The organism is Gordonibacter urolithinfaciens, from assembly GCF_900199375.1.
GTDB classification, from domain to species: Bacteria; Actinomycetota; Coriobacteriia; order Coriobacteriales; family Eggerthellaceae; genus Gordonibacter; species Gordonibacter urolithinfaciens.
This window is the reverse complement of the sequence record NZ_LT900217.1, coordinates 2,782,514-2,798,723: the sequence shown is the minus strand read 5'-3', so window position 1 is coordinate 2,798,723 and position 16,210 is coordinate 2,782,514. Positions and strand designations below refer to the sequence as shown.

Here is a 16,210-nt window from a genome sequence, read left to right as displayed (position 1 = left end):
TGAAGTGTTTTGACCGGGCCGAGAACTTACTCTTCATGGCACTCCAAGGCGCCAGATCGCGTTTGACCAGTTCGATGTAACCGTGATCACCCTCATCGGAGCCGAGCGAGCTTCAAAGCGACCAAAACGGTGACTCGGAGGGGTCGAAATGTCGAAGAAGGGAGGAACGAGGATCGCACAGGAGGTCTTCCGCACGCTACGGGCGCGTCGCGTCCGCAGAGGCCTCGTCCGCCTGCGCTTCGGCCGCCTCGTCGCGCCCGCACGTCCCCGCGCTCGCGCATCCCGCGCAGGACGCCGCGCTGCAACCACCGCCGCAGCCGCCGGCCCCCGCGCGGCGGCGGCGCGCCATGCGGCGCAGCACCAGCGCCACGGCCACGGCGACCACGGCTCCCACGGCGACGCTCCACGCCTCCCCCGCCGGCAGCCCCATCGCGAGACCCGCCCCGCGCACCGCGAGCGCGGCCAGCCAGGCCACGGCGAACTGGCCGAACACCATGGCCAGCGCCCAGCGCCCGCCCAGCTCGCGCCTCACCGAGGCGATGGCCGCCACGCACGGCGTGTACAGCAGGCAGAACACCAGAAGGCCCAGCGCCGCGAGCGGCGTGAGGGCCGCCACGAGGCTGGCCGTCGACCCGAATAGCACGGACAGCGTGGACACCACGCTCTCCTTCGCCATGACGCCCGTGACGAGCGCCGTGGAGATGCGCCAGTCGTCGAACCCGAGCGGCGCGAACACCGGCGCGATCCACCCGGCCACCACGGCCAGCATGCTGTCGGCCGAGTCCGCCACCACGTTCAGCCCGAAGTCGAACGTCTGCAGGAACCAGATGACGATGGTGGCTATGAAGATGATGGTGAACGCGCGCTCCAGGAAGTCCTTCGCCTTCTCCCACAGAAGCTGGCCCACGTTGCGGGCGCTGGGCATGCGGTAGTTCGGCAGCTCCATGACGAACGGCACCGCCTCGCCGGAGAACAGGCTCTTGCGCATGAGCAGCGCCGCCAGCACGCCCACCGCCATGCCGCCGAAGTACAGCCCCACCATGACCGCGGCCCCGGAAGCCGGGAAGAACGCCGCCGTGAAGAACGCGTAGATGGGCAGCTTCGCCGAGCAGCTCATGAACGGCGTGAGCATGATGGTCATCTTGCGGTCGCGCTCCGACGGCAGCGTGCGCGCCGCCATGACCGCGGGCACCGTGCAGCCGAAGCCCACGAGCATGGGCACGATGGAGCGCCCGGACAGCCCGATCTTGCGCAGCAGCTTGTCCATCACGAACGCAACGCGCGCCATGTAGCCCGAGTCCTCCAGAAGCGACAGGAAGAAGAACAGCGTGACGATAGTGGGCAAAAATCCCACCACGCTGCCCACGCCGTTGAACACGCCGTCGATGACGAGCGACTGCAGCACCTCGTTCACCTGCGCCGCCGCGAGCGCGTTCGCCACGACGTCGGTGAGCCAGCCGATGCCGGCCTCCAGCATCTCCGACAGCCACGCGCCCACCACGTTGAACGTGAGCCAGAACACGAGCGCCATGATGGCCACGAACGCGGGGATGGCCGTGAACGTGCCGGTGAGCAGCTTGTCGAGCGCCATGCTGCGCGCATGCTCGCGGCTTACCCGGGGGCGTACCACGCACTCGTCGCACACGCGCTCGATGAAGGCGAACCGCATGTCGGCGATGGCCGCCGCGCGGTCCAGGCCGCGCTCGTCCTCCAGCTGGCGCACGATGTGCCCCAGCAGGTGCTTCTCGTTCTCGTCGAGGGCAAGCTTCTCCAACACGAGCGCGTCGCCCTCGGCCAGCTTGCTGGCAGCGAACCGCACGGGGATGCCTGCACGCTCGGCATGGTCGCCCACGAGCGCCATGATGCCGTGCAGGCAGCGGTGCACGGCGCCGCCGTGCGCGTCGGCTGCGCAGAAGTCCTGGCAGACGGGCGGCTCCTGGTAGCGCGCCACATGCAGCGCATGGTCCACGAGCTCGCCGATACCCTCGTTCTTGGACGCGGAGATGGGCACCACGGGCACGCCCAGCAGCTTCTCCATCTCGTTCACGCGGATGGTGCCGCCGTTGCCCTCCACCTCGTCCATCATGTTCAGGGCCACCACCATGGGTACGCCCAGCTCGAGCAGCTGCATGGTCAAGTACAGGTTGCGCTCCACGTTCGTGGCGTCAACGATGTTGATGATGCCGCGCGGTCGCTCGTCCAGCAAGAACTGCCGCGTGACCACCTCCTCGCTGGAGTACGGCGACAGCGAGTAGATGCCCGGCAGGTCGGTGACGGTGGCCTCCGCATGCCCGCGCACGCGGCCGTCCTTGCGGTCCACCGTGACGCCCGGGAAGTTCCCCACGTGCTGGTTCGCGCCGGTGAGCTGGTTGAACAGCGTGGTCTTGCCGCAGTTCTGGTTGCCCACGAGCGCGAACGTGAGGGGCTCGCCCTCGGGCAGCGGGCGCTCGGCGTCCCTGTCGTGGAACTTGCCGCCCTCGCCGAGGCCCGGGTGCTCCACGCGCTCGGCGAAGCTGCGCCTCGGCCGCGCGCCGCCGAGGCGTTCGGCGTCGGCCTCGCGCTCGTCGGCCACCTCGATCTTGCGCGCGTCGTCGCGGCGCAGCGTGAGCTCGTAGCCGTGGATGCGCACCTCCACCGGGTCGCCCATGGGAGCGTGCTTAACCATGGCCACGTCGGCCTGCGGGATGATGCCCATGTCCAGGAAGTGCTGGCGCAGCGATCCCTCGCCGCCCACCGCCACCACGGTGGCGGTCTTGCCGATGGGAAGGTCGTTCAGGGTGCCCAACGTCTCGTCTCCTTGCGGCCGCGGCGATCCCCCTCGCCCGGCTTCGTTAGCCTGCGTTTACTTTTCAGGAATCATAGTACCGCGAATCGGCGGCATTGGCACGAAAAAGTTTTCCAAGGTGAACGATTTGTGAGAACCGCTCAAGCTGCGGGGAGCTCGATGCGGAGCACCAGCCAGCACGCTCCCTCGCGCCGCTCCAAGCTCGCCTCGATACTGCCGCCCATGCGCTCCAGCAGATGGCGGGCGATGGCCAGGCCGAGGCCCGAGCCCTCCTGCGCACGCGACGCGTCCGCCATGAAGAACGGTTGGAACAGGCGCGAGAGGGCGCTTTCGGACAGGCCTTCCGCGTCGTTGGAGAACTCGACCGCCACGCGGCCGCCGGCCCCCGCAGCGCCCGCGCCCTCCCCGGCCATCGACACCTCCAGCGCCGTCTTCGCGTACTTGCCGGCGTTGTGCAGCAGGTTCGCCAGCACGCGCTCCACCGCCTCGCCGTTCGCGCGCGCCAAAACGGCATGCTCCGGCACGTCCAGGCGCACGTCCAGGACCCGGTCGGCCAGCAGGCGGTACTGCTCGGCCACGGACTCCCGCAACATGCGGCCCACGTCCACCGGCCCCAGCTCCAGCGGGACATCATCGCCCTGCAGGCGGGACAGCTCGTAGAACTGCGCCACCAGCCGCTCGAGCGACGCCGCCTTGCGCCTGACCGTGCCGAGCGCCTCGCGCGCCTCGGCATCGAGGGCCGCGTCGTCCACGAGCGCCAGGTACCCCCGGATGGACGTGAGCGGCGTGCGCAGGTCGTGGCTCACGTGCTCGACCTGCGCCTTGAGCTCCGCCTCGTGCCGCGCGCAGGCCGCCGCCTGCGCGCGTATGCCCGCAAGCGCACGGTTCACCGTGCCGAGCAGCGCCTCCAAATCGGCGTCGGGAGCCGGCAGCCTCACGATGCGGTTGTCCTCCAGATGCCCCACGATCTCGTCCAGCTCCCGATCCGCCTGCCGAAGCGACCGCTTGAGCAGCGCGTACCGCGCGGCGAGGAAGGCCGCTGCTGCAAGTGCGACCGCCAGCAGCACCCCGAGGACGATCTCTGCCATGCCCGCGCCCCTTCCCATGCCCCGATCCTACAGCTCCGCCTTGCCCGCACGCCATAAGCCCACGGCGCCGAACACTGCGATGCCCGCAATCCCGGCGATCAGGCACTTCGCCAATCCTTCAGGCGTATCCCACAGAAACTGCGCCAGGCCGCTCTGGTTGATGGCCACCTCGTTCGCAAAGAAGTTCGCGGGCAGCCAGCTTGCCAGCCGGGCCACCGGCTCGACGCCCAGGCCGATCACGTTCAGCACCGCCGGGACGACGCTCACGACGGCCACCCATACCAAGAACGCGGTGACGGTCTTCGGCAACGCAGAGCATACCGCAACGCCCAGCACAACGCAGGCCGCGGTGAATGGCAGCGCCGACGCCACGCCTTCGAGCAGAATGGCCACGGCCTCGGTCGACCCCTCCAGCAGAAGCACCGCGCTGCCCACGTACACGGCCAGGACCACGGCCAGGATGGCGAGCCCGAGCACCGTCGCCACGAGGCACTTCCCCAGGAACAGGTCGCGCCGCGAGCAGCCATGCGCGATGGCGTTCTTGAGCGTGCCGTCTTTCCGGTCGTCGGCGAACAGCACCCACACCAGCAAGCCAGCCATATAGAACAGAAGAGGCAGCATCGAGACGAGGTTGCTCATGGAGAAACGCACCGTGGCGTAGGGAAAGCCGGGCGTGGAGGACATGGCCCACAACAGCACGTTGGCCGCCAGCACGATGGCGCAGAGCGTGCCGGTGAACAGGTATGCCGCGCGGCCGTGCGCGATACGGTACGCCTCGCCCTTCAGGTAGTTCAGCATCATGCCACCCCCATCTCCGGCGCATCCCAGCTCCAGGGATCCACCTTGTCCTTCATATCGAGGTAATATTGTTCCAGCGACAGGCGCCGCCGCTCCAGTTTCAGAATGGACAGGCCGTGCGCGCTGGCGAGGCCGCTGTACGCCTCCATGTCCAAGCGCGGGTTCGCGATGCTCACCGTGCCGTCGCCGAGCACCTGGTACGTCGTGCATCCCAGCTCACGCTCCAACAGCACCGTGTAACACGCGGCGTCGGACACTGCTATCTCGATGCGGTCCGCACACCGCTCCCGCAACTCCTCGGCGCCCACCTGCTCCAAGAGCCTTCCATGCGACAGGAAGGCGTAGACGGTGGCCATCTGCTCCAGCTCCGCCAAGTGGTGGCTCGACAGCACCACGGTGATGCCCTTCTCGCGGTTGAGGCGTTGCAGCAGGGTGCGCATCTCCACGATGCCGCTGGGGTCGAGACCGCTCGCCGGCTCGTCCAAGATGAGCACCTCGGGCTCGCCGATGAGCGCCATCGCCAGGCCCAAGCGCTGCTTCATTCCCATCGACAGGTCCTTGCAGGTGCGGTCTCTCGCATAGGCCAGCCCTACCTCCTCGAGCATCCTGTCAGTCGCGTTCTTGCCGGGCACGCCCTTCTGGATGCGGCAGCACTCCAGATTCCTCTCCACGCTTAAGTGCGGGTAGAAACCAGGCTGCTCGATAATGCAACCGATGCGCGCCCTCTGGCGCTCAAGCTCGCGTGGAGAGTGCTCGCCGAAGAGCCGAATCTCGCCAATCGTGGGAAAAGCCAGGCCGCACAGCAACTTGAAAAGGGTGGACTTCCCCGCCCCATTGTCGCCCACCAAGCCGAACACCTCTCCGCGCCGCACGGTCACGCCCACGTCGTCGAGCGCGGCAAAGCTGCCGTAGCGCTTGGTGAGGCCCCTTGTCTCTATCACATTTTCCATCGGGTCGCTTCTCCTCTTTCTCGCATTCGCCGACCATGGGGAGAACCTTACGCTACGGGCGCTTAATAAGTCCTCAAGAAAGGTTAAGGAAAGCGTAAAGGCGCAGGGGCCGCGCGGCGGCATGGCGGGCAGGGGCGCGACGCTCGGCCGGCGAGGCAGCCGATGCGGCGGGCTTGGCGGGAGGCCGGTGCGGCAAACCGGCACCGAGCCCGAATCGGACGCCCCCGCACGGCCCGGGCGCATCCCCACGCGTCCGGCCGCTCACGCCAGCTTGAAGCCGATGCCCCAGACGGTCTTGATGTACTCCCCGTCCGGGTCGACGGCAGCCAGCTTCTTGCGGATGTTGCTCACGTGCACGTTGATGGCGTTCTCCTCGCCATAGTAGCCGCACTTCCACACCAGCTCGTACAGGCGCTCGCGCGAGAACACCTTGTCGGGAGCCTGCATGAGCGTCTGCAGGAGGTCGAACTCGTGCGCCGTGAGCGTTATCTCGGCGCCGGCGAGCGTCACGCGCCGGGCGGACGCGTCCAGCCGCAGGCCCCGATGCTCTAACACGGGGCCGGCGCCGCCGGGCGGCGAGGGCGCGCCGCCGCGGTACCGGCGCAGCACGGCTTGCACGCGCGCCGCCACCTCGTCGGGCTCGAACGGCTTCACGATGTAGTCGTCGGCCCCCAGGGCGAGCGCGTCCACCTTGTCCGCCAGGCCCGCCTTCGCCGACACCACGATGACCGGCAGGTCGAGCCCCCGTTCGCCGCGCAGGTGCGCGATGAGCTCTCCCCCGCTGGCGCCGGGCAGCATGAGGTCCAGCAGCATGAGGTCGAACGATCCGCGCTCGAAGTGCAGCAGCGCCTCGGTGCCCGAGTACGCCCGCGTCGGCTCGTGCCCGGCGCGCGCCATGATCTTGGCGAGCAGGGCGTTGATGTCGGGGTCGTCCTCCACGATGAGAATGCTGCTCGCGTCCAAGCCGGCCAATCCCCCTTCCCGCGCGCCCTCGGCGCACCCTTCCGCACGCGCTTTGCACACATGCCCTGTGCTGGATCCGTCTCCATTATCAACGAAAACCGCCGGGCCGTCGAGGCGAGACGAACGCATGCGAGAGCGCAGGCTCCTCCCGCCTTCTGCCGACCGCCCGCGCTTTCGCAACAGGGATGCGCCGCCCGGACGGCAGACCTGCTGCCGAGCCGCCGCCGGCTATTTCGCTTCAAAACAGGAGAAGCGGAGGGAAGAGGGGGGATCTTCCCTCCGCTAGGAGGTGCGGCGGATGGCCAGACGAGAGGAGCCTCCGCCGCCGGGTCGGCGGACGATGGTCGAAAGCCGTTCCCGCAGGCTGCCAGCGGCCGAGCCGCTCCGAGTTCGCCTGCGCCGTTCCGTTGCGCTTTCGATGTAAGTTAGATTAAGCTAACATGAATTCGCGGGCAAGAGAAGTTACCTGCGTCGTACATTTTCTCCACAATTCGCGCACCCTCTGCCGTGCAGGCCATGGCAGCCCGCGCGCTCCCGGCGCGGGCGAACCCGGGACTCGGCCCTCGCTCGCCCATGCGGTCAAGCCGCCTTCACGGCTCGGACCATGCAACCGCGAGAGCCCGCCTTGCGCCACGACGCCTCGTCGAATAAACGGCCCGGAATGGTCCGGAACTCGGCTTCCATTATTGAGCAATCGTCAATAAATAATGTTCAGCGATTAAGGAGCATCGCCGGCAGCGGTTTTTTGCACACTATTTACCGGAATGTTGCACGCACATCCCCCCGCGGACGGCTTCTGCGCAAGTCCGAAACTCGCGAACAGGGGAAACGCCGGCCAAGAGACACGAGGACGGCGGGCCGACGGCTCGCCGAGAGGACGCAGCCGCCCCAAAACGCAATAATCTGGTGAAAAACGTGCAGAAAGGGGCGGTTCTGCATTCGCCCCCGCCGCCGCACCGCACCGCCCTGCCGGCAATGCTTCAGACCAGGCCGGCTTCGGCGAGGGCATCGGCGACGCTTTCGGCTTCGGTGATCGCGCGCACGGGGCGGCAGGGATTGCCGTAGGCCAGCGTGCGGGGCGGGATGTCCCTCGTCACCACGCTGCCGGAGCCGATGACGGCGCCCTCGCCGATGGTCACGCCCGCGTTCACGGTCACGTTCGCCGCGATCCACACGCCGCTCTCCACCGTGATGGGCAGGCTCCGCTCCCACACGTGCCCGGTGCCGCCGGCGTCCTCGCAACGGGCGCGCTCGCGGGCGAGCAGCGGGTGCAGCGGCGTGACGAACGAGCAGCCCGGCCCCACCCCCACGTCGTCGCCGAACGTGATGGGCGCGCCGTCCAGGAACGTGCAGTTGAAGTTGAAGAAGCAGTTCCTTCCCAAAAACAGGTTGTAGCCGTAGTCCACCTGCGCGCCCGTCGAAAGCGAGGAGCCCTCGCCCACGGCGCCCAGGAAGCCGTGCAGCATCTTCATGCGGTCGGCGTCCAGCATGCCCTGCTGCGCGTTGAAGCGCGCCATGACCTCGCAGGCGCGGATATGGTCGCGCATGAGCGCCGGGTCGGCGCTGTCGAACCAGGCACCGCCGGCGGATGCGGATGCGGCGCGGGCCGCGGCCTTGCGGGACGGTACGGACGATCCCGGCAAACCGGCACCCTGGGCAGGCGGGCTCGCGGGCGACCGGGTCGAGCCCCCGGCCGTCCCGGGAACACCCGCCTCCCCCGCCAGCCCGAGGCGCATATGCAGCAGCGGGAAAGGGTGGCCCGCGCCGTCGACGGGCGAGCGGCCGACCACGACGAAGCCCGCACGCTCGTAGAAGCCCGCGGCCAGCGGGTTCTGCTCGTTCACGTCGAGCGTGCGCACGCCCCAACGCTTGACGGCATGGGCGAGCAGCGCGCCGCCCACACCGGCGCCGCGCGCGGCATCGTCCACGAACAGCATCTCCAGATGGCTGTCCTGGGCGCCGGCGAAGCCCACGGCGGCGCCATCCTGCCAGGCTACCGCAAGGCGCCCGACGGCAGCGAGGCCCGCGGCCACCTCCGGGCGCAGGCCCGCGATATCGTCCTCGGAGAGGAACCCGTGCGTGGCGCGCACGGAGCGCTCCCACACCTGCGCCAGCCGGCCCACCAGCTCGGGCGCGCGCCCCTGCGGCTCGATCTCTTCGATGTCCATGGCTGTTCCTTTCGCATGCTTCCGCCCGGTCGATTCGCACCATTCTAGCGGAAACCGATGCCGTCGCCCATCGGAGCCCCCGTCCCATCGGCACGCCCCATCGGCACCCACGCCGGCGCCGACATCCGCCGGCCGTCCTTGGACGAAGGGACGGCCGACACGGGCGCGCATCATGCCCCGAAGGCTCCGTCGCCGCACCGTGCGGACGCCCCAGCATCCTCGGGCGGCAGCTCGGGCACGATCTCCTCCACGAACCAGCGCGGGTCCTCGTGGAACAGGAACGTGTGGGAGTTCCCCACCACCACGTCGTAGCGCACGCCCTCGCCGCCCACCTTGAGCGAGGCGCACCGCCGCCGCCCCAGCACGGCGCGCACGGGGAAGCGCCGCCCGTCGTGCCACGCCACGGCGCGCGGCACGACGGTGCCGTCCGCCAGGAACTCGGCCTCCACCTCCACGTACCGCTTCCGCCTGCCCGCAATGCCCCGCACCATGCGCCCTCGCGCCTCCTCCCCCTTGTTCGCTCCCCCTTGTTCGCCCCCGCCGATTCGCGCGAAGCGCGAACTTTACCGCGCCGGTCCGGCTGCCAAGCCGTCCAGGTTGGCGTAGCAAGTCAGCGAGGGCGGCCGTGGTGCCCGGAATTCGCGGGATCGCGGGGGCGAAGCGTACTTCGGTACGCGAGCCCCCGGGATCGCGCGAAGGCCGGGTGCCACGGCCGGCCGCAGCGTCGGCTCGTTCCGCCGTTCGGAGAACGGCGGAACCTAGAAGTACCCCACCGGGTGCACCACGTTGTCGCGCTTGACGTCCAGCTCCAGCAGGCTCTCGTCCAGCAGCTCGGTCCCGCGCTGGATGCACGTGTTGCCGAAGCGGCGGCGCAGCTCGTCCACGGCCTCGTCCAGGTCCTCCAGCACGCGCCGGCGTGCGTCGAAGGGCAGCTCCAGCTGCTCGGGCGCGTCCACGGGCACCAGGCCCGAGGCGCGCACGTGCAGGCCGCGCAGGGGCCGCGTCTCGTCCAGCGGCTCGTTTGCCACCAGCAGGTTCCAGGCCGCCTGCGCGATGTGCCCCGTCACGTTCGTCGCGCGCGGCAGCGTGACCTGCCGCCCGTAGCTGGACAGGTCGGCCGCGTCGCGCACGCCGATGGACACCGTGCGCGCGCGGAACCGCGCCTCGCGCAGCCGCTGCGCCACCGATTCCGCCAGCAGCCATATGAGCGCCCGCGCGTCGGCCTCGCACGCGATGTCGTGCGGCGCGGTGAGCCCGTTGCCGAAGCTCTTCACGGTGCAGTCCACCTCGTTCCTTGCCGCGTCGTAGGGCTTCACCGGGGTCGCGTCCTCGCCGCGCGCGAACGTGCGCAGGATGCCGCCCACCTTCCCCAGCCGCCGACGCAGCAGCTCGGGCGAGGCGCAGGCCAAGTCGCCGACGGTGTCGATGCCCGACGAGTGCAGCTTGGCGCGCGTGGCGCCGCCCACGTACAGAAGCTCGTCGGCGGGGGCCGGCCACACGAGGCCGCGGTAGTTCTCCGGCGTGACGGCCGTGATGGCGTCCGGCTTCTCGTAGTCGCTGCCGAACTTCGCGAATATCTTGTTCCACGACACGCCGATGGACACCGTGCAGCCCAGCTCGTCCTTCACCCGCTGGCTGATCTCGCGCGCCACGTCGAGCGCGCTGCGGCTGGACAGCGCGAGCGCGCCCGTGAGGTCGAGCCACGCCTCGTCGAGGCCGAACGGCTCCACGAGGTCGGTGTACTGGTAGTATATCCGGCGCGCCAGGCGCGAGTACTTCTGGTACACGTCGTAGCGCGGCGGCACCACCACGAGCCCCGGGCACTTCTCGCGCGCCGACCACAGCGCCTCGCCCGTCACGATGCCCGCCGCCTTCGCCTGCGCGCTCTTCGCCAGCACGATGCCGTGGCGGCGCTCCTCGTGCCCGCCCACCACGAGCGGCACCCCACGCAGCTCCGGGCGCTCGGCCTGCTCGGCGCTCGCGTAGAACGCGTTCATGTCCGAGTGGAAGATCACGCGCCGCCGGTTGCGCTCCTGCACGGGCCCCCGGTTGCACGACCGCTGCTGCGGCTGCGGGCGCGCCCGCTCCTGCGGTCGTAGCCGCGCCTGCTCCTGCACCTGCGCCCGCTTTTGCGAGTCGCCCCCGGCCTCCCGCCGCACCGCATCCACCATGACCTCGCCCGCTTTCCGCACGCCTGCAGAGGCCGCGCCCGCCGTCGGCCTCCTGCTCCGAATCTCTTTAGAAGAACGCATGTTCGCATACTATCGGACGGCGCACAAGCGAACAGACCGTGGATTTCACGTAACGGCTCGCACCATGATTTCGCAGGTCAAATAACTGTTTCGATCAGCTATCGACCCGCGCGGACGGTGCGTTGGCAGCGCGCCAAGGCGGCGCACGCGGGCGGCGCTCCCCCGCCCGCGCGTCAGCGGGCACGCTCCGCGCCGCCGCGCACCACGGCCGCCACGGCTGCGCACACGGCGGCGGCACCGGCCACGGTGAGCGGCGGCGAGCCCGCAAGCGACAGCGCGCCCGTCGCAGCCACGAGCACGAGGGCGCCCGCCTCGTAGAACGGCTGCGGTCCGCCCGGGAACAGGCGCACGGCGTCCAGGCCGCAGCAGAGCACGGCGGCGGCGTTCACGAGCACGGCCAGCGCCAGCCCCGCTGCCAGCGGGAAGCCCGCCGGCAGCACGAGCGCCACGACCGCGCACGATACCGCGCTCGCCACGGCGAGGCCCGGGAGCGAGTCCAGCGCGAGCAGCGAGAGCGTCCCGAAGGGCAGCCGGTCGCGCACGAGGCGCACGCGTAGGTCGTCGCGGAACGCGCGCGTGGCCTCGCGCGCGCCCTGCGGGAACATGACGAGCGCCGCCAGCCAGAACAGGAACGTCACCGGGCCGCCGGCGCCCGCAAGCGCGAGCACGCCGAGCGGCGCCGCGCTCGCGCCGAACGCCAGCAGGCTGGGCAGGCCGCCGTACTGGCGCAGGTGCGAGAGCGCCGCGCGCGACACGAGGACGCCGGCGCCGAAGGCGAGAGGCAGGCGGAAGCGCACCCCGCGCGCGAGCCGGGCGGCCAGCTTGCGGCGGCGCCGGTAGTCGGTGACAGCCTGCGGGTCGAGCGGCGAGAAGGGGCCGAACGGCTGCAAGTCGGCGTAGAGCGCGTTCTCCACGATGACGGCCGTCCGGTCGATGCGCGGGGCCAGCAGTGCCAGCAGGCCGCCCTCGGCCGCGCAGGCGGCGATGCCCGCCGCGCAGGCGACGGCCGTGCCGGGGCCGCCAGGGGCGAAGGCGGCCGGCGGGACGCCCAGCGCGAGCGCGGCGGCGCCGAGGACCGCCGCAACGGCCGCGAGCGCCAGGGCGACGGTTCCCCGGCGCCGGACGGCGCGCGGGCAGGCGAGCCGCGCCGCGCCCAGGAGCCACGCGCCGCCCACCGCCGCCGCGACCAGCAGCGCGGCGGCCAGCGCGCAGGCCGCCGGCGGCGCGAACGCCCCCAGCCCGCTTTCAAGCCCCACGCCCAGCACGTACCCCGCCAGCGCCCCGGCCGCGGCGCCCGCGAGCATGGAGGAGGCGCAGCCCATACCCGCGATGGCGCGCATGCCCAAGGGTCCCGCCGCGACGAAGGGCATGTCGGCGCGCGCCAGCTTCACCGGCGACATGCGCAGCGCCCGCACCGCCGCCCACGCGAGCACGGCAACAGGCGCCAGCAGGCCCAATGCCAGCGCCATGGCCGACGATGCCGGCCCGACCGCGGCGAATGCCGCCGCCGTGGCGTCCAGCAGGGCCGCCCACATGAGCGCCGCCCACACCGCCGCGATGGCCGCCAGGTACAGCTGGTAGGCGCGCTCCCCTGGACTGCGGTCCTCCACGAGGTCGGTGCCGCCAGCGTGGACGAGCCGCACGAGAGCCGTGCGCGCATGCCGGGCGCGCAGCCATAGCAGCAGGCGGATGTCGCACAGCATGGCGTCAGCCCCGCCCGGGGACGGCCGCCGCCAGGCGCCCGCCCTCCACGTGCAGCAGCAGGTCGGGCTCCAGGCCCGGCACGTCGTGGTGGCAGCTCACGAGGGCCGCCGCGCCCTCGGCGCGCGCCGCGTCCAGAAGGCCGCTCAGCACGGCGGAGGCGTCCGGGTCCAGCGGCCCGTACGGCTCGTCAAGCAGCAGCAGGCGCGGGCGCACGGCCAGCGCCAGCACGAGCGCGAGCTTCTGGCGCATGCCGCGCGAGTACGCCGAGGGGCACTGGTCGCGATGCCCCGCCAGCCCGAGCGCCTCCACGAGCCCGGCCGCGCGGGCGTCGTCCGCGGGCAGCCGGTTCGCCCTCAGCACGAAGTCAAGGTGCTCCCCGGCGGTCAGGTCGTCGTAGAAGGCGGGCACGTCGGGAACGAACGACACGGAGCGGCGCTGATCCAGCCGCTCGGGCCGAAACGGCCGGCCGGCAAGCTCCACCGTGCCTTCGGCCGGCGCGTCCCATCCGGCCAGGCAGCGCAGCAGCGTGGACTTGCCCGCGCCGTTCGGCCCGGTCAGAAACGCAATGCTCCCGGCCTCCAGAGAGAACGACACGTCGTTCCACACGTCTTGGCGCACGTAGCGGTACGCCAGCCCCTCCATCCGCAGCGCGGGCGCCGCAGCGCGCGGTTCTCCGTCCAATGCGTCCATTCGCCCTCTTTCGTCTTCCTGGACCGATCGCAAGGTTTCCATCAGAAGTCACACCAGGTTCGCTGTAGGGCAAGGGGCTCTGCCCTTGCCGTCAACCGAGATTGTCCTGCAAGTGGCGGCAAAGGCTCTGCCCTTGCCCTACAGGATGGTTCCGCCGCGAAATGCCGATTGCGAAACTGTTGGCACAGTCCCGCCGGCTGGAATCGCCTCGCACTCCCTACGCCGCGGCCAGCCGGTCGAGCAGCGGGCGGAAGCGCGGATCGTCGGCCACGCGCTCCCACGCGGCATCGCCGGTGACGGCCAGCTTGCACTGCTCCTTCATATCGAGACCGCCGAACAGCGTGTCGGCGGTCGCCTGCTCGCGCTCCACGTCGGTCTCCGCCAGCTCGGGCACGAGGTCGAACAGCGCGGAGCGCCGAGGGAACAGCAAGCCGTCCAAGTCGAAACGCTTGAGCAGCCCCACGAACCGCTCCAGATAGGACAGCGCGCCCTCCTCGTCGCCGGCCCACAGGCACGCCGTGGCCGCCGAGCCGCAGAACGTGGCGGCCTCCATGGGGTTCACCTCCTCAACGTCGAAGCCCTCCATCACCCCCTCGGCCGCCCGCAGCAGCGCGGCGAGGTGCGCCGGGTCCTCGGTGTAAAGCGCAAGCTGCATGCCGATGCTCTGCATCACGTTCATCTCGCCCCAGAACAGCATCTCCTGGCAGAGCTTCAGGCACGTCTCGCGCTCGCCCCGCATACTGTGCAGGCCCGCAAGCATCCCCTCGATGCCCAGCGGACGTGCGGGCTTCACGCCCTCCAACAGGGCAATGGCCTCGTCCATGCCGCCGCGCTGGCTGATGACGAGCGCGCGCACGACGCGCGCCGAGCGCACCAGCTCCACGTCGTCGGCATTAGCCTCCACCCGCTCGGCCAGGCTGCACGTCCTGTCCAGCAGCTCCTCGGCGCGCTCCGGCTCCACGAGCGAGCGCTGCGAATACAGCGAGGCCATCTGCAGTAGCAGGCTCCAGCACGAGGCGTAGTCGCGCACGAGCTCGTCCATGCGCGCGTAGGCGGCGTCGGCGTCTTCGGCGAACAGGCGGCACAGCTCCAGGTAGACGTCGCGCACCTCGTCTTCGGCAAGCTGCGGCCGAAACGCGAACAGGTCGTCCAGCGAGATGCCGAAGTAGGCGGCTATGCGCGGCAGCAGCGCCACGTCGGGCAGGCTCTGGCCCAGCTCCCACTTCGACACGGCAGCCTTCGTCACGCCCAGGCGCTCCGCCAGCTGGGCCTGCGTGACGCCCGCCGTGCGTCGCTCGCGCGCGATGGTGGCGCCGATTCCCACATCGTTCATGGTCGCCTTCCTCTCTTTCGGGTCCCGGCCGCTTTGGGATTTGCCCGCGCCCGGTTCCGGGACGCTTTCCGCGCTTCCAGTATGAGGGAGTCGCATTGGTTGACGCAAGCGATCATCGGTTGATTCTCGAACGCGAAAGTAACGCACCGCGCGACCGGGCAAGGCGGCGCAGCGCGGCCCACGGCGCACGCCTTCTGCCGACGCCACGGCCCGCCGCCCCGCCCGCCTCCGGGCGCTCTCGGCATGCCCTAGAATAGGCCCCATGCAGAAGGACACCTTGAAATACTCCGGGATCGTCTTCCTCGCCGGCGCCAGCTACGGCGCCCAGGCCACCACGGTCAAGATCACCTACGCCGCCGGCTTCACCTGGACCCAGACGGTGGCAAGCCAGGTGCTGTTCGCCGCGCTGCTGTTCGCGGCGGCGCTGCTCGTGCAACGCTCGCGCGGCAGGCGCCTCGTTCCGCTCTCGCCGAAACAGGTGCTCGCCCTTCTGGCCCTCGGGCTGAACACGTGCATCGGCACCGTGCTCTACAACTACGCGCTCACCCTGCTGCCGGTGTCGGTGGCCATCACGCTGCTGTTCCAGTTCACGTGGATGAGCATCGTCCTCCAACTGGTCGTCGTGCGCCGCCGCCCGCGCGCGGCCGAGGTCGTCGCCGTCGCCGTCATCCTGGGAGGGACGTTGTTGGCCAGCAGGGCGTTCTCGAGCGACGTGGGGGCGCTCGATCCCGTCGGCGTGGCGTGCGGGCTGCTCTCGGCCGCGAGCTGCACCTTCTTCATGTTCTTCTCGAGCCGCGTCGGGCGCGGCCTGCCGCCCATCCAGCGCGGGCTCGTCGTGTGCCTGGGCGCGTGCGCGCTCGGCTTCGCGCTGTGCCCCGACTACTTCGCCAGCGGCGCGCTGCAGGACGGCATCTGGAAGTTCGGCCTGGTCCTGGGGCTGTGCGCCCTGTTCGTCCCCGTGGTGCTGTTCGGCATCGCCACGCCGCACCTGACGCCGGGACTCTCGGCCATCATGGCGTCCTCCGAGCTTCCCTGCGGCATCGCCCTGTCCGCGCTCGTCATCGGCGAGCCGGTGGAGGCGCTCCAGGCCGTCGGCATCGTCGCCATCCTCGCCGGCATCGCCATCTCGCAGCTTCCCCACATGAAGGCGCAGGTCGAGCCTGCGGAGGAAGCTGCGGAGCATCCCGCCTAGCCGGCACGCTTCGGAACACCTCTAATGGGGACTGTCCCTTTTTGGGACACGCACTAACAGATGCGGTGGACGCATAGCTGTGTAGACGTAAAGCATAGTTTCCCCATCGTTTGTTCGCTTGCGCTCCGCGCGGGCGCGTGCCATACTAAGGTTATTCAAGGTGTTTCGCCACCGATAAGCGCGACTGGTTTATGCAAGGTGTTTCGCCACCGATAAGCGCGACTGGTTTATGCAAGGTGTTTCGCCACCGATAAGCGCGACTGGTAAGCATGAGCGGTTCGAGCAGT

12 protein-coding genes are annotated in these 16,210 nt (G+C 70.1%); 1 reads left to right on the top strand and 11 read right to left on the bottom strand.

Going from position 1 to position 16,210, the window contains the following annotated elements; all coding sequences use genetic code 11:
* Window positions 1-196: 196 nt before the first annotated feature.
* From feoB to BN3560_RS11915, 11 genes are all read right to left on the bottom strand, one after another.
* The gene (gene feoB, locus BN3560_RS11965) at window positions 197-2,785 is read right to left on the bottom strand and encodes a ferrous iron transport protein B (protein ID WP_096228226.1); all 2,589 of its coding nucleotides are present in this window, start codon (window positions 2,783-2,785) and stop codon (window positions 197-199) included.
* Window positions 2,786-2,925: 140 nt separating this feature from the next.
* Window positions 2,926-3,873 carry a sensor histidine kinase gene (locus BN3560_RS11960; protein ID WP_231897398.1) on the bottom strand — a complete coding sequence of 316 codons (948 nt, stop codon included), beginning with the start codon at window positions 3,871-3,873 and terminating at the stop codon, window positions 2,926-2,928.
* A gap of 27 nt (window positions 3,874-3,900) precedes the next feature.
* Window positions 3,901-4,707, bottom strand: coding sequence for an ABC transporter permease (locus BN3560_RS11955; RefSeq protein WP_331712903.1), 807 nt, complete (start codon window positions 4,705-4,707; stop codon window positions 3,901-3,903).
* Window positions 4,671-5,621, bottom strand: a complete 951-nt coding sequence (locus BN3560_RS11950; protein ID WP_096228224.1) for an ABC transporter ATP-binding protein — start codon at window positions 5,619-5,621, stop codon at window positions 4,671-4,673. The genes BN3560_RS11955 and BN3560_RS11950 overlap by 37 nt, the downstream gene beginning before the upstream one ends.
* Window positions 5,622-5,882: 261 nt before the next feature.
* Window positions 5,883-6,584: a response regulator transcription factor gene (locus BN3560_RS11945; RefSeq protein WP_096228223.1), complete on the bottom strand. Its 702-nt coding sequence runs from the start codon at window positions 6,582-6,584 to the stop codon at window positions 5,883-5,885.
* Between the two features lie 980 nt (window positions 6,585-7,564).
* Window positions 7,565-8,752: a GNAT family N-acetyltransferase gene (locus BN3560_RS11940; protein WP_096228222.1), complete on the bottom strand. Its 1,188-nt coding sequence runs from the start codon at window positions 8,750-8,752 to the stop codon at window positions 7,565-7,567.
* A gap of 170 nt (window positions 8,753-8,922) precedes the next feature.
* Entirely contained in the window at window positions 8,923-9,243 is a 321-nt protein-coding gene (locus BN3560_RS11935) for an outer dense fiber protein 1 (protein WP_096228221.1), read from the bottom strand.
* Between the two features lie 267 nt (window positions 9,244-9,510).
* The gene (locus BN3560_RS11930) at window positions 9,511-11,004 is read right to left on the bottom strand and encodes a DNA polymerase Y family protein (RefSeq protein WP_231897396.1); all 1,494 of its coding nucleotides are present in this window, start codon (window positions 11,002-11,004) and stop codon (window positions 9,511-9,513) included.
* A 173-nt stretch (window positions 11,005-11,177) separates the two neighbouring features.
* Window positions 11,178-12,707 carry a hypothetical protein gene (locus BN3560_RS11925; protein ID WP_172623288.1) on the bottom strand — a complete coding sequence of 510 codons (1,530 nt, stop codon included), beginning with the start codon at window positions 12,705-12,707 and terminating at the stop codon, window positions 11,178-11,180.
* A 4-nt stretch (window positions 12,708-12,711) separates the two neighbouring features.
* Window positions 12,712-13,398, bottom strand: coding sequence for an ABC transporter ATP-binding protein (locus BN3560_RS11920; protein ID WP_096228219.1), 687 nt, complete (start codon window positions 13,396-13,398; stop codon window positions 12,712-12,714).
* A gap of 217 nt (window positions 13,399-13,615) precedes the next feature.
* Window positions 13,616-14,731 (bottom strand): helix-turn-helix domain-containing protein, encoded by a 1,116-nt coding sequence (locus BN3560_RS11915; RefSeq protein ID WP_096228218.1) that lies wholly within the window; start codon window positions 14,729-14,731, stop codon window positions 13,616-13,618.
* Between the two features lie 262 nt (window positions 14,732-14,993).
* Between BN3560_RS11915 and BN3560_RS11910 the strand changes: the two genes are divergently transcribed.
* Window positions 14,994-15,923, top strand: coding sequence for an EamA family transporter (locus BN3560_RS11910; RefSeq protein WP_096228217.1), 930 nt, complete (start codon window positions 14,994-14,996; stop codon window positions 15,921-15,923).
* Window positions 15,924-16,210: the final 287 nt, after the last annotated feature.